Raw genomic sequence first — 18,411 nt, forward strand, 5'->3', positions numbered from 1 at the left:
AAAAAAGGTGTAAACTATAAAAGAACACCTGCTCAAGAATGCGGGATTGTTGAAGATAAGTGGACATTGAGAGAATTATTGATATTTAACTGTTCAAAAACATCAACCGTTTAATACTGGACTACCAATAAAAGCTTTACAGTAAAAAACAAATAAAATAAAATAATATAGACACTGTATTATTTTATTTATTGAATTAATATTTCAAAAGATGAAGATCAGGAGCAAAAAAATATGGGATGGTTTGATGTGGTGGCTGGTGTCTGCACAGGCGGACTTTATACTGTTGGAAAAGCAATTTATCAGGCAGGAAATGCTGCGGAAGATGCAGGAGACGCTGCTGAGCAGGCAGGCCTTGCCATTGCGGTAATAGGCACAACGATACAGTCGTTGGGAGAAGAACTGAAATCGTTCTTAAAAGAAACTGAAGAGCTCATTACTATTCGCAGATTGAGCCCCAGAGATGAGGATGAGCTCTGGGATGAGGAAAAAGAGAGACTTGACGATCTTAAAGCCGAAAAAAAGCGTGTCAGAGACGAATTAAAAAGCCTTGGTGTAGATGACCCGGATAATTTTTCATTTGATTTTTGGGAAATGTTCTATGATATGGAAAATGTACTCAAGAAGTTCCAGTTGATCGCAAAGATCGCTGCAGTCAATGCTGAGATAACAGAGATATTGTATCAGGAACCCGGAGTTCTGACCACTGGCATATACAACGCAAAAGAGGTCCTTGAACGCTTAAATACGATTGAACAACCTCTGATCGAGGATATTCTCAAATCCGTTGATGACAACTTCGAAGTTACTGAGGAATTGCTTAAAGAAGTTAAGAAACTCTTTGTCACAAGAGAGAGAGTTCCTATTTCAACAGCAGAACTTGGACCTGAAAAGATACAAAATATTAAAGCTCTCGAACTTGACAGAAGATATTATTTAAATGTTCTTCAGCGCAAAAAAGAGGTAGTATCCGGAATCCACGACGTCATGAACGATATGCCTGCCAAGAATTTTGAGTTCACTGGCAGCATGATCCATATGAACCGGAAAATGAATTCGGATCATGTAGTGGATGACAGTATTCTGGATGACAACATTTTAGATAATATCGAAGTTATTGATGATATCAAAATTGATGAAGATATAAAGATCGATACTGATATCGAAAAAATAGGCGATATTGAAATTGCCGGCAATTCTGATAAATTCTCCGGACTTACAGGGGAAACCAGAAGAAGAAATATGAACATCGCTGGTGCAACTTTAGAAGATAAGAACATATCTGACAAAAATAGACCTGCACCAGATATTGGTCCCATCGGTCCTAATGGTCCTGCAGATTCTAGCAAGTCAAGCAAAACTGGCAGAACAACTAGCAGCAATGCCCACTCTTTTGCATCTGAAAATATGAAATTCCAGATGGATAAAGAGCAAAAGTTCACCGGTGCCAACATGCAGCCTCATGGTGCCAGAATCTCAGCATCCCTTGCCACAAAATTTGATGGCTACCAGAGAAACTACGATCTTCTGAATGCCCAAGCTTCATACTACGATCATCAATTGCTAAAGCTCGAAAGGAAAAAAATGAGGTTTACGCATGAGACCGTTGATAAGCCCGGATTGATACCACAAACACTGGATGAGATAAACGGAGTACTCGAGAACGTCAGAACCGATCAGCAACCCCGCATCGATAAAGTGCTTGATAATCTGAATAACAACCTTGAGACATTGAACACCAAGGTACTCGAAACCCTGAACGACAATCTTGAAGAATCTAAGTCCACTCTGGCAAAGGCCAACGACACAATGGAAACTGTACAAAAAGCATTATCCATACTCGATTTTGATACAAAGTATATCAAATATGGTGCAGTGGCAATTGGGGGGCTAGTCGTGCTTAATTTGTTCGTTGGATTGATAGTGCTGACGAGAGCTGCGTTGGGAATTTAAATGAAAGATTAAAGGATGGTCAAACTAGATTTTGCTTCAAAGAAATAACAGTTCTTCCAAAACTGCTGTACCATTTTAAGCATAGTTAGTTCATCACATGGCTCATCACTATTTTGTGTGAGTGAGCCATACCATCTTGTGAATTTGTCTTACTTCTATTTTTTAAAATTTATGAACTATTTCTTCAATATTTACCCTGTGGGAATTCTGAAAGAGAGTGAAATCAAATTTGAAATAATTTGGTTTATTCATTCCAAAGCACCTCATTCATCATCTAAAATAAATACATCTTCTATGGTTGAATCAAAAACCTTTGCAATGGTATAAGCTAATTTCAGGGAAGGATTATACTTTCCCTTTTCCAGAAACAGGATAGTTTCTCTCCTGACCCCTACTTTTTTCGCAAGCTCTTCCTGAGTAAGATCATATCTGGCCCGGAGTTCTTTGATTCTGGTTTTCATGGATCTGTCTCATAGCCTTTTTTATCATAATACCATCTCAGAATATTCCATGAGCCTAACGCGATAATGGCCAGAGGTGCACTCACATCCTTGTAAAGTATCTCAGTGGACCAGTTTGCCATTGTCAGGATTCCTAGACACATTACAAGTATCCAGAAGGCATGGTACCCTGCTTTTTCATTAATTCTTACAGTCCTTTCATCACGGATAAAGTATTCCCGGGGCTTTGTAGCGGTGTACAAGAATATTACTGTGAGCATTAAACCCATAAAAATTAATGATGCACCAGCCCCGTAGAACTGGAATTGCCACAAAACCAGACCCAACAGCAGCATTCCCAGAATTGTAGCCAAACCCTGCAAAGTGTATTTATCTTTCCTGATTTTCATACAAATTCCCCTTATAGTTCCTTTGAATTGTAGTAGCTGACAAATCCCACCATAGAAATCAATAAAATCGGGAAAATGATTGCCAGCATTTCAATTGCTTCCAATTTGATCAAACTCAGGAGTTCGCCTCCGAGAATTGTAAGAAATACAAGCATCAAAACAATAATGGTGCTTCTTGCGGCTTTTCCTGTCACTTTTTCCGTCCGTTCGTCGTGTTCAGGTTCCCCGCTTTTCTTACGCCTTATGATATAAATAAGAGCAATTAACGACCCTATTTCCATTCCGATAATTAACGGCATATACTCGAATATATCCACTGTCATTATATGTTCTCCATATGATTTATGTAATTCAAGCTTAGTATCAGAGATAGCCCACGAAACGAGGGCACGCCTATATCTTTAAAATTGGTATGCCAATCTATCATCGGATGGACTGGAAAATACATTGTCAACATCCAGAAAGTAGGCTTGCCTTTCCTGATTTCCATGTAAATCCTTCCTTAAAAGTCCTTTGAATTGTAATAGGTGACAAATCCCAACATTGATAGCATCAAAACAGGAAACAGTATTGCCAGCGTTTCGCGTGTTTCCAGTTTGAACAAACCGAAAATATCTCCATAGAGAATTACAGCACATGCCGCCATCAGCACAATAATCGTGCTTTTTGCAGCTTTTCCTGTCACTTTTTCTGTTCGTTCATCATGTTCAGGCTCCCCGATTTTTTTGTACCTGATGTCGTAAATGGTGGAAATTAAAATTCCTATTGAAGCTCCAATAATCAGTAAAACCGGATATATTATTACCAGTGCTTCGCATGTTTCTGATTTGAACAAACCGAAAGTGCCTTCACAGATTATCAAATCCCAGAAAAAAAGGTTAAATACCGACGTTAACACAACAATCGTACATATTATGATTATTCCTCTCACTTTTTCTGTCCCTGTCATTTCATCATGTTCATGATATCCGGTTCTTTTACGCTTGATGCCGATTCTCCTACGCCTGATGTTGTAAATGGAATAAATTAAAATTCCTGTTGAACCTCCAATAATTCCCGGTATATTCGCAAAAATATCCATTTCCATTGTCCAGTCTCCTAAAGTTATCTAATTCAAACTTAATATTAGATATACACAACATCCAATATTTATAGATAATGCTGTATTATTTTTTAAGATGAAGTCGGAAGAAAAGTAGAGGAGAAAACATGGAAGAAGACATTTCTTCAATGCCCCTCGAAAACCTGCTATCACTTCTTGCAATGCTATCTGTATTTGAATAGCGTCACTAAATTGGAATAGCCAACAAAAGCTGCATTGAAAGCATTGAAATCAATAAAGGAAACAGTAGTTGAAACGAAATGGGAAGCAATAAGAGAAAAAACATATCAAGCAATTTTCAGAATCGAACAAAAACAGAATAAATCAGATTCAAATTAACAAAAGTCCGCTTGAGCAACGCGAAACGGACTCGCGCTCAAGAAGCGAGATCTTGAGTTGAGATTGTATGATGGGGCCGCTGAGATTTGAACTCAAGTCGCAAGACCCCCAGCCTTGCAGGATGGACCAGGCTACCCTACGGCCCCACGGGGACGATTAACAGTAAGACTTTTCAGTATATCATTCTTTCTGAAAAAAGATGTGAAAATGGGTAAAATTAAGGCTTAAGCCTGCTCCCATTGTTCGTATGCGTCAACGATCTCCTGTCCTTCGAGGAAGACCAGATTGTGCAGTTTGGCATACTCCTTTGCATCTTCCTTTGACAATGCTCTGCCGTTGGAATCGTCCAGCATCTCACAAACCACCATTGCAGGGGTCACGTCTGCCATCTTTGCAATGGCAATGGAAAGTTCGGTCTGGCCCTTGCGATCATGTACCAAGCGGTCGGCTGCACGCAAAAGAGCGACATGTCCGGGTGTCCTGAATTCAGAACCAAAACTTACATCCTCGCCTTTCATGCACTTTTCCGTGATATTCGAGAGCTCGTTTATGGTCAGAGCCCTGTCATTGTCAGGGATACCTGTACGTGTTTTCCTGTGGTTCACCCATATGGAAAATGAGGAACGGTTGTCATAAGCGAGATCTCCGCCTTTCTCAACAGTGTTTCCAAGAGCGGGATTGGACCTTGCTTCATCACGCAGAACATCAGATATGAAGGGAAGACCAAGTTTTTGTGAATTTTCACCATCGATGACCACACAAATAAGCCCACCGCCATCTCTGCGCATCCAGCGCACATCATCAGGAGTTACAGAAGAAGCGGTAATAACAAAATCAGTTTCACCCTCTCTGCTATCTGAATCGTAAATAAAGAACATTTCCCCATTCTGTGCGGCCTTTATCGCATTCTTGATATTATCAGTGTAATTTTCATTTGTCATAGGATCACTCACATGCACTGCGGTCTTCGATCATAATCTTCACTTCATCCCCGTCATTCAGTTCCAAGGTCTTACGAAGATGAACAGGGGATATTATCTCCAGCAGATCGTGGGGGTAATGGCTACGTTCGGGAGTAACAACAGCTCCCCTCACTCCTTCTACCTCCACAAAATAACAATTACAGCCTCCAAAAGTACGCTGACCGTCAGTAAAACCGGATATTGAAATTATATTTTTCTGGCTTTTCCTTTTCTGTATGTCAGCACTGTGACTGGTAAGCCTGACATTGAGAGTACCCGGATAAGGCTTAAAATCCAACTTTTCTTCGAACTGTGATCCGTATCCATCCTGAGCAATGTAATACTGCCCTTCCCCAAGACCCGTTATCACATTACCATAGAGCTCAACTTTATCTTCATCGCCACAGAAGATGTGCTTATAATCACTGAACTCACTCTCAAGCCATGTCCGCCCCTCTTCCGTAATGGATATCATCTGGCCTTCAGGAATGATCAAACGATCGATCAAACCCTCTTCCTCAAGCTGCTTTAGTATCCTTGCGGCTGTTTTAGAACCTGTGGAAGTATATCTGGTGAACTCACTCGATGATATCTTTACAGGTTTCTTAAGTGCGCCCAGAAGAGCCAGATGTTTCAAAGAATTTATGCGATGCATTTTTGGTACCTTTTTGTTATCCTGCCTCAAATATGAGATGCATCTCAAATATGAGACGCAAGAAAATAAAGCTTTTGATGAGCAATACCCAATATTTAGAATGATTTATATTATAATAGAGAGAATTTTGTTATCAGGTTCCTGCAACATTTACAATGCCGGAACACAAACTCATGATATTGATATGAGAAGAGGGATGAATGATGAACAGATGGAACAGGGATTCGGAAAATCGTTCAGAATGTGAGGGGTGGCGTTCATACCTGTACAAATACATCTTTGAAGCTGACACCCCTATTGGAAAATACTTTGACATAACCCTTATAATAACGATCGTTCTGAGCGTTCTAGTCGTCATGCTGGACAGTGTTCATTCAATAAGCTCAGTTCATCACCAAAAGCTCTACATGGCGGAAATAATCTTCACCATCCTCTTTACAATTGAATATTTCCTGAGGATGATATGTGTAAAAAGCAAGGTCCGCTATGCCACCAGCTTCTTTGGGATCATCGATCTTCTGGCCATCGTACCAACCTATCTTAGTCTGTTCCTTCCCGGAAGCCAATACCTGCTGATAATCAGAGTACTACGTTTGCTCAGGATATTCAGGGTGCTCAAACTTGTCCAGTACCTCTCAGAGGCCGATATGCTGGTACAGGCTCTTAAAGACAGCAGCAAAAAGATAACAGTTTTTACATTCACTGTCCTGAACCTTGTAATAATATTAGGTTCCCTGATGTATGTCATTGAAGGGGATCAAAACGGATTTACCAGTATCCCCCGAAGTGTCTTCTGGGCTATAACAACACTGACAACTGTGGGATACGGTGACCTCGTACCTGTTACGCCACTAGGGCAGGCAATGGCATCCGTTGTTATGTTACTCGGTTATTCCATAATAGCGGTTCCCACTGGCATCATTACCCATTCTATTATAAACACCAGCATGGCAGCCAGACCTATAATGATATCTGAAAAAACGAAGGACATTGCTCTTAACATCGCCTGCCACAATTGTGGATTGCAGGGTCATGATACTGATGCTTTTTTCTGCAAAAATTGTGGCGCAAAACTATAAGAATACTATTTAATTCAACCAGTGATAAACATGGACATATTAATCACCACGATCATCGACAGTTCAATTGTCATCGGTCTTACCGCTGGCATTCTTTTTTTTGATATTCTCATACGAAAAAGTCTTAAGATGGACCTTTTCCAAGCCGCTCCAGATCTTACAATGGGTGCATTCGCAATGCAAATGTCTGTTATAGCAGCCCTTCTGATATCCGGTATCTCAACCGATCTTGCAACCGATTCGATCATTCTTGTCTTTTTTGCTTTCCTTTGGGTTATAACAATATGGCAAAGCTCAAAAAGAAGAACAATGAATCACAATCTTTCGTTCATAATTGGTTCAGTAGCATTTGCGGTCTCGGCATCCCATCTCATGAACCTTTATGACCCTATCATATTCAGCGTGGTCGTAGCAATTGCAACTATTCTGGGATATATGGCAGCAGCCATTACAAGGAACCTCTACAACGAAAAGATAGTACACAGATTTGAAGAAATGATGGGGAAGATCACCTCATACGACCTTATCGAAGCTTCATCAAAACACAGTGCCAGAGATGTCGATGATCCTCTTTCAGCTGCTGTTGACAGTATAAGATGTGCAATTCGGAACAATGATGAGGACATCTTCAAAAAAGGATTATACAAGATAACCATTACAGCAAAGAATCTCATGACAGGTGGCAGGGACACTACTGCTATTGCAAAACATATGAATTTCCATTTGCTCGAGATGGGCTTTATTGCAGCCTCAAGGGATGAAACTGCAACAGAATGTGTTGTTCGTTCGATCGGTGTTATCGGAAAGGCCGCTTCAAATCACGGAAGCCAGGATGGAGCTGTGCGATCATTAAGATCATTGACGTCCCTTTTCGATGTTTTAAAAGGAACAGCTTCAACCCAACTGAACCAACAATTTGTAAGGTCCATAGGGGATATTACAGAAGCTGCTGCCGGATCGAGACATGAAGAAGCAGTCGAAAAGGGATTGTTGCTGCTCAAAGAGATTGGCAACAATGCAATCTTTGCACAGGACACTTCAACCATGATAACCGTAATAAAACAGTTGCTGGAACTGGCGAGAATATCAACAAGATATGAGCGCGCAAATTACAGTCGTCTTATAGTTCTCACAATGCGGGATATCGGTATTCGTTTTATTCAAGAAAAAACTCAGGAAGGACAGGATGGTTTCAAAAAATTGGTGGGTTCTTTGCGTAGCATGGGAAAGTTTTTCGACCCTAAAGATGCATTGGAAATCATCCGGGCAATGCAGGACCTTGGTGTGATAGCTGCACGTGATTATCGTGAAGAGGAATTGTTACATGTCATTCATGAACTGAACGATGTGGGCCTTGCTGCTCTTAAAAATGACTCTGAGGAACTGATGCAACAGACCGTTGTTTCAATGAAGGATATCTGTCTTGCTGCAATGCGTTCAGAACTTGAGGTACCTGTAAAGGCCATTGCGAAACTTTTTTCCAGAATGGGAAAACAAGGACAGTTTGCCGTTATTGTCCAGGATGCTGTCATGGATATAGGCGAGCATCGCACTCATGAAGATACATTCTACATCCTTTTTTTGCGAACATATGAAGGTACAGGGGAGTGAACTTTCTAAATAGAAGAGTATATGTATAATGCATTGCAAATATTTCGAATCCAAAGTGAAGTTGTTACTAATATATTTCTGTATTTATATGTAATATCTTCAAAAAGGAGAAAGCTGCATGAAAAAAATGATCACGTTGATACTAGTGTTTGTGATAGCAGTATTGAGTTCCGGATGCATGGATTCCGGAACCATGAGCAAATACGACATTTACATTCAATTGTACGACAATGATGTAGAAGAATATAATCCTGTTATAAATGAACTTATTGAAAAACAGGAAAACTACACTGCTGCATATGAGGCTTACATTAATGCATCTGATAAGGATGCGAAAGAAAATGAACTCGATGAAGCATTGGATCAACTGATAACTGCAGAGAACAATTACAGATCCACTGCAGACAATATATACAGGCATCTTAACGAATTTGAGTCCTTTGTAATATCCAATGAAGATACGCTTGAACGCAAAGGTGTTGACACAGTTCAGCTTAAAGCGGATATTCAAGATTGGAAAGAAGAAATCCGATACAACCTCAACCAGTTCCAATTGAATTTGTGAAAATGGTAGCCATCATTGCGGATGGATGGTAATTCTTTGCAGGTTAACCAGATCCAAAGATCGCACTGTATTTTAATAGAAGGTCACTCTGGACATGCTCCACGTGGGAGATTCAGGACAGTTTGCTGTTATTGTCCAGGATGCTTTCATTGATATGGGTGAGCCTCAAACCCATGATAATTCTACATCCTTTTTTTGTGAACTATGAAGGTACAGGGAAGTGAACTTTCTAAATGGAAGAGTATATGTATTGTAATAGTAAATCTCAAATATGGGGAAAAGAATCATGACGGAAAAATCTATCCGTTTAGGAAGACTACTAGCTTTAATATTAAGCGGATTCATAGCCGGATGGTCACTACGAGGATTATTATTTTACTATGGATACCAGTAATCGAAATCACTCGTTTTTTTCAATTTGGTCGTGCACCTATATTTAATGGTCAAATTCCAAATATTTGTTGATGGAAGTTTTACCAAAAGAATGAAAATCCTATGGAACTCTTTTTAAAATCGTTTTATTTTGATAACCAAAATGACAATACCTTTCAAATTCGTCCTTATAAATCTACTATCTATCGCTATGGACACAACATATATGTATTGTAATTGTATTGTAATTCATACTAAAATTCAATCATGTAGGTGTTGTAATGGAACTAAATGGAGTAGAGATCGAAGATACATTTGCAGAGGCATTCCCAATCAAAATTTCACGAATACTGATCACAGCAGCAACAAAGCGCTGGGCAACTGTTGCAGCACAGGAAGCAACAGGATTCGGAACATCAGTCATTGGATGTCCTGCTGAAGCCGGCATTGAGAAGTACGCGGATGCAAGTGAGACACCAGATGGCAGACCAGGTGTTTACATACAGTTATGCACCTTCGGATTCAAGTCACTTGAAGAACAGCTTTTAGAGCGTGTCGGTCAGTGTATACTCACAGCACCAACAACCGCAGTGTTCAACGGCCTTCCAGATGCAGAGAAGCAGTTCGATACCGGACGCAAGCTCAAATACTTCGCAGATGGAACAGAGTCTGAGACAGAAGTTGGCGGTCGCAAGATGCACGTTATCCCAATGATGGAGGGTGACTTCCTTGTCGAGGACACACTCGGTGCAGTAACCGCTATCGCAGGTGGTAACTTCTTCATCTTCGGTGACACACAGATGACAACACTTACCGCAGCAGAGAACGCAGTCGATGCAATCGGAGCTGTTGATGGTACCATCACACCATTCCCAGGCGGAATCGTAGCAAGCGGTTCAAAGGCAGGCGCAAACAAGTACAAGTTCCTCAAAGCAACTGCAAACGAGAAGTTCTGTCCAAGCATCAAGGACAAGGTAGAAGGCTCAGAGATTCCTGCAGATGTTAACTGTGTCTATGAGATCGTTATCAATGGTCTTGACTTCGAATCCATTGCAAAAGCAACCGAGATGGGAATCAGAGCAGCTGTTGCTGTTCCTGGAATCAAGAAGATCACCGCAGGAAACTACGGCGGAAGTCTCGGACCACACAAGTTCAACCTTCATGACCTTTTCTAAGGTCAACCATTTTTTATTTTCTTTTTTTAGGTCCTCGTTTGTTCAGAATTTCCTTTCATAGTGTTTTATAATATCTATTCATAATGATAGCAGGCTGATAGTATGCAAGAATATCTACGCTCCACAGAGATAATCGACTGGGAACACCCAAAAATTCAAAAGCTTGCAAAAAAGCTTGCATTGGGATCGGATGATCTTGTTGAAATTACAAAAAGGTGTTTTGAATGGGTAAGGGATGAGATATATCACAGTCATGATCATTGTTTGAACCCTATCACCCTGAAAGCTTCCGATGTCCTGGAAGCAGGAACAGGTTACTGTTATGCTAAAAGTCACCTTCTGGCAGCTTTGCTCAGGGCAAATGGCATTCCCGCCGGATTATGTTATCAGCGTCTTAGCAGGGATGAGAATGGAGAACCATTTTGTCTCCATGGTCTGAATGCTGTCTATCTGCCGGACATCGGTTGGTACCGTATCGATGCCAGAGGAAACAAAAAAAGTGTGAATGCTCAATATGCTCCACCTGAAGAGATGCTCGCCTATGAGATAAAAGTAGAAGGTGAAGCCGACCTGCCGGAGATATGGGCAGACCCACTACCTGTTATAGTCGATCTCCTGACAGTATATGACAACTATGAAGATATCTGGGAAAATCTGCCGGATATTCCATTGATAGAACAGACAAAAAAATGAAGATAAATGAAAAAAGTCAAAAATGGTTGGATAGATCGAAAAATGATCTATCATTAAACCTTTTACAAACCTATTGCTATCAGGCCTTCTCTGATAATATCTATTGGGTTAAGACCTGTTATCTCCATCATCACACCGATACCAATGAAGGTACCTATGGTACTTCCAACATTAGCAAGTGCGGCTACAAAGACAACTCTGAAGAAATTGTTCTTCTGAAGCTCTTTGAAGCTCTCGAGCTTTATCATTTCCTTCAGATCAGCGGTAGTTGGACTCCGTTGTTTAGCTTCCATAAGACCCGCAAACCATCCGGCGGCCATCATTGGATTCAAGGAGGTCAGCCAGGCGACCGAAAATGCAGTGATAACCGAGTATGGATGACCTTTTGCAAGAGCTGCTCCCATGGCACTGAGTACACCGTTGATAATGAACCACCAGCCAAATGCCAGAAGCAACTTGTCGATAGGAGTTCCCGACATAATGAGCAAAATGAATGTTGCAAGAGCTATCCCTACTATTCCAATACCAATTATCTTCATGAAGCTGAACCGTTTTTGAGGCAATTCCGTCAGTGAAGAAACAGGAGGGAGGGACTTCGGGTCCTTAAGGTATCTTTCAACTCCCTGCTTGTGGCCTGCACCTAATACTGCTATTATCTTCTTGTTGCCACCATTGGCAAGTCTTAAAAGATTTCCTGCAATATAGGCATCCCTTTCATCAATGAGCACGGTAGCCGCATTCGGGGAAGCTTTTCGAAGCTCATTAATAAGCGTCGTTACCATGTCCTGATCAGTAATATTATCAATATCTATATTCTTGGAACCACCAATTCCCAGAGCTGAAGAAACAAGTGCAACTAGCATATTGAACTTTTCAAAGATGCTCATCTTGCTCCAGAAACGCTGCAATGTAAGCTGTATATCACGGTCAACAAGCGCGACCTTGGCCCCATTGGCTTCTGCTACATCGATGGCAGTTATCATTTCAGCACCTGGCTGAACTCCCATCTCATTGCCGATCTTCTTCTGTACATAGGCCAAAAGCAGGTGCACCAGGAAGTAATATATCTTTCCGCCACTCAGGATATCCTTTATGGGAAGGTCTGAATCTTTTACCTCCCCTTTAAGCGAATCATATCTGCCTTGGCAGAGCTCGACTGCCACAATATCCGGCTTTTCATTTTCAATAGCGCTTGTTACTTCATTGACGCTCTTCTCTGAAACATGGGCTGTACCCACGATTATTATTTCAGAAGGCTTTGCTTTGACAGGATCAACTCTTTCCGTTGAAACAATGGAAGGTGTCTGTGAAAAAGTAGCACCTCCATTTCCGGAATAAGCTGAGCCTGAACCTATATCGTAATTATAACCAGAAGCAGCAGTACGGGAATCGGTCATCAACTGACTTTCCTTTAACTTTACTTCTTTATCTGTCGAACTTTCCATTGTTCACATCACTCGTTCAATAATGTCATAGTATGCATCAGATCGGTCCTGGAAAGAATACCTGCCACAGAACCATCTTCATCTATCACCAATACCCTGCCGATGTTGTTAAAACTCATCAGCTTTAAAGCATCGGAAGCAGTCGCCTCTAATGGAATCGTCACTACATTATGTGTCATTAGATCGGATACCAACACACTGTAACGTTCCAGAGGTATTACCCTGCGCACATCTGTAAACGTTATAATACCTTTTAAAGTATTACGTTCCATCACTGGATAGCCCATGTGTTTTTTTTCGAACATGAATTGTGTTAGTTCATCAATTGTCATGGAAGGTTCGACAGAAATAACCTCTTTTGACATAACATCCTTAACAGGTATTTTTTCAAGTATGATCGTAACAGCTGTGGACCTGTCTTCTCCGGATGCACCCATGTAAACAAAAATTGCAATAAATATAAGCCAGGGATTCCAGGGACTCGAGACCAATCCCAGAAAACCGAGAAGTAAAGCAAACATTTTACCTACAGATGCTGCTGTGTGAGTTGCCTGTATATAACTCATCTTTCTTGCAAACCATGCCCGAAGGATACGTCCTCCATCCATTGGAAATGCCGGTAGCAGATTGAATATACCAAGAACTATGTTGATAGAGCCGAGCATTTGTATGATCCTGAAAACAACATTATTTCCAAATGTAGCGAACGTATCAGCCAGAACAAAATTGAGCAGGAGTAGTGATGTACCTATAATGAAACTTACAAGAGGACCTGCAAACGCCATTTTTGCTTCCTGAGAAGGATCCCTTGGGATCTCTTCCATTGAAGAGACACCACCTATAAGGAACAAAGTGATATCTGTTATCTTAACACCATATTTTTGTGCCAGATAGGAATGCCCCAACTCATGAAGGACCACACATACAAAAAGAAGAAGTGTTGTCACAAATGCAAGCAAGTATCCTAGCGATACCGGTTGAATATCACTAAAGCCAAAAGGTGCAGGATTGGACGCAAATATAAATGCAAAAACTGGCAGCACCAATAGGAATGTGATGTGAATTTTGATAGGAATACCAATAATAGTCCCAATTTTGAAAGAATTTTGCATGACTAAATTCTCATCTTTATGATATTTAGTACTATCTGGTTGTTTTCATCGATTTCTATAATACTATTTCTTTTGATGTTTACCATTGAATGGTCTAAATTTGCCTTACAGAACACTTTCACCCCGCTTGGCTCAACTGTATATATGCTCAGATCATAGTTAGTATTAGACACGGATCCCGGTGGTACACGTCTTTACAAGTTTCAAGGCTAGGTATCATCGATCCATCCCCTCATCCGTGAAAAAATAAAAAACGATATTGAAAAACGATTATTTTAAATTTTTTTACTTAACCGCTTTTGCAAGGTCCTTCAAAAATAGTTCTATCGTTTCATTTTTGATGTGAGGCATTATAACGATCCTAAGAGCACGGGGATCACGTGTAATAGATACATGCCATCCATGTTCATCAAGCAATTTTTTTCTCACAAGATCAGCTTCAGGAACATCCAATGCAACAATATTCAAAACCGGATCGATAACAGTACCTATACCTAATTTGTCTGCACCTTCGACCAATTTTTTTGTGACAGACATACAGTCTGAAACAACTTTTTTGTAACCTTCTCTTCCAAGATGTTTCATGACAGCATAAGTTGAAGCCACTGCTGCACCACTTCGAGTTCCTGTTAGTGAATATTGTTTATTGACACTTAAATAAGGTGTGTGTATCTCAAGACATTCAAAATATTCAGGTTCTTTGAACAAGAGACCACCTGAAGGAATTGTGCTAAGAGCCATTTTATGAGGATCTATTGTCATTGAAGTTACGCCTTCAAGTTTAAAATCATAGGAATAATCAAGATTCATAAAAGGAATTACAAAACCACCAAATGCTGCATCAACATGCAAAAAAATATCATTTTCAATAGCTAGCTCTGATAATTCATCGATGGGATCAAGCTGCCCAAATTCTGTAGTACCTGCAATACCAACAAGACCAATTGTGTTTTCATCAATAAGCGATCTTACAGAATTCAGGTCAACTTTAAGCAGATTATCAAGAGAAGCTTTCCTAATTTCAATCCCTGAAAGGTTTGCAACTTTATCGAATGAAAAATGAGCTGATTGTGGCATTATAATGTTAGGGTTTGATATATCACGCCGAAAATTTTGCATTGATCTTATTGCTTGTATATTAGATTCGGTTCCTCCGGCTGTAAGATAGCCAGCTTTTTCAGGAGAATTTTTGTGATGTAACATTTCTCCAAACATAGCAAGAACTTGTCTTTCAAGATCGAATGTACCAGGGAAAAGACCTGGATCACCCATATTTGACTCTATGAATTGTGTATGTGCTAAAACTGCAATTTCATGTGGATAAGTACACATTGAACTTAGAACACGCTCATAACTTGTATCAGCGGATTTGGCTTTTTTAAGAATTGCTAATATTTCTTCTTTTGTTTTGCCGTTTTCTTCCATGAATTCTCAAGCTAATTACATACAACCTGTTTAAAATGATTGTGTTTAAATTATCTAAAAATAGAGATGAATATAGTTAATTCATAGATGAAGTTCTAAAAAATCAAATTTTATTAATTTGCTACGAATAACATTTTGATCTTATTAAAATTATGATAAACAAAATAAAGAACATCAAAAATATTAAATTAAATTAAATTATGGAACAAAATTTCAGGAAATACTTATGTGCCTTTATTTGAATGTTTAATTTTTTACTGAATTTTATTAAACTTAAACTTGAGGAACTCTAGGGGTCACCCCATTGTTTCGACTGGAACATTTTAGTCAATTTTGGGAATTTGGTTCTAAACTTCTGGAAAGGTTTATTAACTATTAATTATATCTTTACAACACCTTCTTTTTTTAGTATTATAAAAAATATATCTCTTATTTTTTTTCTGCACTCCAGTCGAAACCATAGGGTCACCGTTCTTTATATAGTTTCCAAGGGAAACAAAGGGGTCTACTTCCAAAAGAACTCATTTTAATGTTTTTTGTTATAAAGTGATTTTTGTAAATAATTCGAAAATAATTCGCTTGACTTTGTTTTCAGTTTTATACATTTAGTTTTATAAAATACTCCAGCCGAAACGAAGGGGTTCTAACCATAAATGTTAATAAGGTACACTTCCATTGCATCAACTGGAAATAATAATGTTAACAATTTTTGGATTTAAGATGGTTAAAAGTAATTAATAATGTTCTGGAAAATGTTGTATAAAGATTAATGATGCTAATATTCTACTATCATAAAAAAATCTTTATTTGTAAGTATTTTTCTGCATTTTTCTTATTATTTTTCTTATTTTAAGTTCATTAAAAACTTTTAAGACTAAAAAATGATATCTTAAAAAACTTTAACTCGTGTAAATTGATTAAAATATATCTAACTGATAAACTTTGACATTCACTGAATAATTGTATTGTTTATTATGATCTTGTCGTTAGAATAAATGTTGTTTCATAATCATTATTAATAAGTCTAAACTTATTGGAAGGTTCAAAATATGGAGAATAAATCATTAGGTGGATTATTTGAAGATTTATTGCAGAGTGAATCACTCTTTAAAAACAAGGAAGTTTTGAGACCTTCTTACACACCTGCCACACTACCTCACAGGACCGAACAGGTAAACAATCTTGCTACTATCCTTGTTTCTGCACTTAGGGGAGATACTCCATCAAATATTTTGATTTACGGGAAAACAGGTACAGGTAAAACAGCTGTTGCACGATATGTTGGTATCGAACTCGAGAGGAAAAGTGAAGATCTGGATGTTCCATGTTCTGTACTTTATCTTAATTGTGAGGTTATCGATACACAATATAGGTTATTGGCAAATCTTGCTAAACAATTTGGTGAAGATATTCCAATGACAGGATGGCCTACCGATCAAGTATTTTCAAAATTCAAAGAAGCGATCGATTCTAAAAAGCAGGTTATAATGATCATTCTGGATGAGATCGATAAACTTGTGAAAAAGGGAGATGATGTTCTTTACAATCTTTCCCGTATAAACACCGATCTTAAAAATGCAAAGCTCAGTATGATAGGTATATCAAATGACCTTAAATTTACAGATTTTCTCGATCCAAGGGTGAAAAGTTCACTTGGGGAAGAAGAGATAATTTTCCCACCATACGATGCTGAACAGATAAGTGATATCCTAAAGCAAAGAGCAGCTATTGCTTACAAGGAAGATGTCCTTGACGAAATGGTCATTCCTTTGTGTTCTGCTTTTGCAGCACAGGAACATGGTGATGCAAGACGTGCACTGGATCTTCTAAGAGTTGCAGGTGAGCTTGCTGAACGTGATAACCAGGGTCATGTAGCGGAAGAGAATGTCAGAAGAGCTCAGGAAAAGATCGAGATCGATCGTATCGTTGAAGTGGTCAGGACACTTCCGACACAATCAAAACTGTCCCTTTATAGTGTAATGGTCCTGAGGGATAACGGACACAGAAATGTTACTACAGGAGAGGTCTACAACGTTTACCGTCAGTTATGTTTAAGTGTAGATATGGATATCCTGACACAAAGAAGGGTCACTGATCTTATATCTGAACTGGATATGCTTGGTATTCTCAATGCAGTCGTAGTCAGTAAAGGACGTTATGGAAGGACAAAGGAAATAGTATTGAGTGTTCCTATCGAAAGTACCAGGCGTGTTCTTCTGGAAGATTACAGGTTAGGAATGCTTGCAGACTTCAAACCGGTGATTACAGCACAGATGCATCTGTGATGCATCAATTTTTAATTTGTTGTAAAAAAAGTGAAAAAATGTAAGGATATTTAGGATATGAGCAGTCTCAGATGACCCAGATATGGTATTCTGAACTGTGCTGTTCCTATTATCCATTCTTCTTTAATAGGTTCATAATAGCTTATCTGGCCTTGCTGATCAAAATAGATGTTCGTTCTTATATTGTCACCTTTTGTGATATAACCACTGTGAGGAGCAGCAGGACCGTTAATCCACATAGGTTCTCCCTCTTCTACATAATACATAGCCCGATGTATGATAGGTGTAACTCCTTCCTGACCATAAGGACGGTATAGAATAACATCACCCTGCATTTTAAATGAAATATGTTCTGTAGAAGTATCCTGATTGGTTATTATCTGTGTCCGATCAATACTTTTTATGAAAATAATGTCACCGATCTGCATATGTGGTTCCATGCTGCCGGATTCAACCGCAACCATAGGTGTCCACATTCCAAAAACGATCTGTGAGATCACTGCAAAAGCCAGTACAGCCAGAAGCACGGATGCGAGATCTCTTGTAATAGAGATCCAGAAATTCTCACTTGTTCTAAATGTGTGAAATGATTCTTGTAAGGTCATATTGATCCAAAAGAAGAAAGTATCTGATTGGTTAAAAGAATATTGTATTTAGGCCTTATCTATTATCTTCGTACGTAGCATTTTTATTTGTAGGAATGCTTTTGTTACCACGACTCAAATTTTGCTCATGGATATTCGTAGTTTCGTCAATTTCGATCTGAGCTTCAATTTCAGTTCTATCAT

The 18,411-nt window shown here is 39.2% G+C and carries 17 protein-coding genes and 1 tRNA gene; 7 read left to right on the plus strand and 11 right to left on the minus strand.

Annotated elements, in window-relative coordinates:
* Positions 1 to 234 precede the first annotated feature (234 nt).
* Positions 235 to 1,953 (plus strand): hypothetical protein, encoded by a 1,719-nt coding sequence (locus tag KDK67_RS09580; protein WP_250868568.1) that lies wholly within the window; start codon positions 235 to 237, stop codon positions 1,951 to 1,953.
* Between the two features lie 263 nt (positions 1,954 to 2,216).
* Here KDK67_RS09580 and KDK67_RS09585 read toward each other — a convergent pair whose 3' ends face one another.
* The 7 genes from KDK67_RS09585 to KDK67_RS09615 form a co-directional block, all read right to left on the minus strand.
* Positions 2,217 to 2,414 (minus strand): helix-turn-helix transcriptional regulator, encoded by a 198-nt coding sequence (locus tag KDK67_RS09585; RefSeq protein ID WP_011499754.1) that lies wholly within the window; start codon positions 2,412 to 2,414, stop codon positions 2,217 to 2,219.
* Positions 2,411 to 2,803 carry a DUF2178 domain-containing protein gene (locus KDK67_RS09590; RefSeq protein WP_250868569.1) on the minus strand — a complete coding sequence of 131 codons (393 nt, stop codon included), beginning with the start codon at positions 2,801 to 2,803 and terminating at the stop codon, positions 2,411 to 2,413. Before KDK67_RS09590 ends, KDK67_RS09585 begins: the two co-directional genes overlap by 4 nt.
* 11 nt (positions 2,804 to 2,814) lie before the next feature.
* On the minus strand, positions 2,815 to 3,126 hold the full coding sequence (locus KDK67_RS09595; protein ID WP_250868570.1) for a DUF2178 domain-containing protein: 312 nt from the start codon (positions 3,124 to 3,126) through the stop codon (positions 2,815 to 2,817).
* 179 nt (positions 3,127 to 3,305) lie between these two features.
* A complete protein-coding gene (locus KDK67_RS09600) occupies positions 3,306 to 3,890 on the minus strand; it encodes a DUF2178 domain-containing protein (RefSeq protein ID WP_250868571.1) in 585 nt (194 codons plus the stop codon).
* Between the two features lie 425 nt (positions 3,891 to 4,315).
* A tRNA-Pro gene (locus tag KDK67_RS09605) sits at positions 4,316 to 4,390 on the minus strand.
* A 78-nt stretch (positions 4,391 to 4,468) separates the two neighbouring features.
* Complete coding sequence (gene ribB, locus KDK67_RS09610) at positions 4,469 to 5,197, minus strand: 3,4-dihydroxy-2-butanone-4-phosphate synthase (protein WP_420846940.1); 729 nt, start codon at positions 5,195 to 5,197, stop codon at positions 4,469 to 4,471.
* Positions 5,190 to 5,861, minus strand: a complete 672-nt coding sequence (locus KDK67_RS09615) for a winged helix-turn-helix domain-containing protein/riboflavin kinase (protein ID WP_250868573.1) — start codon at positions 5,859 to 5,861, stop codon at positions 5,190 to 5,192. The genes ribB and KDK67_RS09615 overlap by 8 nt, the downstream gene beginning before the upstream one ends.
* 200 nt (positions 5,862 to 6,061) lie before the next feature.
* Here KDK67_RS09615 and KDK67_RS09620 point away from each other — a divergent pair, with 200 nt between their 5' ends.
* The 5 genes from KDK67_RS09620 (at position 6,062) to KDK67_RS09640 (ending at position 11,356) form a co-directional block, all read left to right on the plus strand.
* Positions 6,062 to 6,940 (plus strand): ion transporter, encoded by an 879-nt coding sequence (locus tag KDK67_RS09620; protein WP_250868574.1) that lies wholly within the window; start codon positions 6,062 to 6,064, stop codon positions 6,938 to 6,940.
* Positions 6,941 to 6,970: 30 nt separating this feature from the next.
* Positions 6,971 to 8,551 (plus strand): hypothetical protein, encoded by a 1,581-nt coding sequence (locus tag KDK67_RS09625; RefSeq protein WP_250868575.1) that lies wholly within the window; start codon positions 6,971 to 6,973, stop codon positions 8,549 to 8,551.
* Between the two features lie 118 nt (positions 8,552 to 8,669).
* Entirely contained in the window at positions 8,670 to 9,116 is a 447-nt protein-coding gene (locus tag KDK67_RS09630; RefSeq protein WP_250868576.1) for a hypothetical protein, read from the plus strand.
* A gap of 653 nt (positions 9,117 to 9,769) precedes the next feature.
* Positions 9,770 to 10,663 (plus strand): formylmethanofuran--tetrahydromethanopterin N-formyltransferase, encoded by an 894-nt coding sequence (gene fhcD / locus KDK67_RS09635; RefSeq protein WP_250868577.1) that lies wholly within the window; start codon positions 9,770 to 9,772, stop codon positions 10,661 to 10,663.
* Between the two features lie 102 nt (positions 10,664 to 10,765).
* Positions 10,766 to 11,356, plus strand: coding sequence for a transglutaminase-like domain-containing protein (locus KDK67_RS09640; RefSeq protein ID WP_250868578.1), 591 nt, complete (start codon positions 10,766 to 10,768; stop codon positions 11,354 to 11,356).
* Between the two features lie 62 nt (positions 11,357 to 11,418).
* Here the strand turns inward: KDK67_RS09640 and KDK67_RS09645 are convergent, their stop codons facing one another.
* The 3 genes from KDK67_RS09645 to mfnA form a co-directional block, all read right to left on the minus strand.
* Positions 11,419 to 12,801 carry a TraB/GumN family protein gene (locus KDK67_RS09645; RefSeq protein ID WP_250868579.1) on the minus strand — a complete coding sequence of 461 codons (1,383 nt, stop codon included), beginning with the start codon at positions 12,799 to 12,801 and terminating at the stop codon, positions 11,419 to 11,421.
* Positions 12,802 to 12,809: 8 nt separating this feature from the next.
* The gene (locus KDK67_RS09650; protein WP_250868580.1) at positions 12,810 to 13,913 is read right to left on the minus strand and encodes a CBS domain-containing protein; all 1,104 of its coding nucleotides are present in this window, start codon (positions 13,911 to 13,913) and stop codon (positions 12,810 to 12,812) included.
* 285 nt (positions 13,914 to 14,198) lie between these two features.
* The gene (mfnA, locus tag KDK67_RS09655; protein ID WP_250868581.1) at positions 14,199 to 15,338 is read right to left on the minus strand and encodes a tyrosine decarboxylase MfnA; all 1,140 of its coding nucleotides are present in this window, start codon (positions 15,336 to 15,338) and stop codon (positions 14,199 to 14,201) included.
* 1,049 nt (positions 15,339 to 16,387) lie between these two features.
* Here mfnA and KDK67_RS09660 point away from each other — a divergent pair.
* Positions 16,388 to 17,623 (plus strand): ORC1-type DNA replication protein, encoded by a 1,236-nt coding sequence (locus tag KDK67_RS09660; RefSeq protein ID WP_250868582.1) that lies wholly within the window; start codon positions 16,388 to 16,390, stop codon positions 17,621 to 17,623.
* Positions 17,624 to 17,673: 50 nt separating this feature from the next.
* Here the strand turns inward: KDK67_RS09660 and KDK67_RS09665 are convergent, their stop codons facing one another.
* A complete protein-coding gene (locus KDK67_RS09665; protein ID WP_250868583.1) occupies positions 17,674 to 18,228 on the minus strand; it encodes a signal peptidase I in 555 nt (184 codons plus the stop codon).
* Between the last annotated feature and the right edge of the window lie 183 nt (positions 18,229 to 18,411).

Origin of the sequence: Methanococcoides seepicolus, from assembly GCF_023684405.1 — an archaeon.
Lineage (GTDB): Archaea > Halobacteriota > Methanosarcinia > Methanosarcinales > Methanosarcinaceae > Methanococcoides > Methanococcoides seepicolus.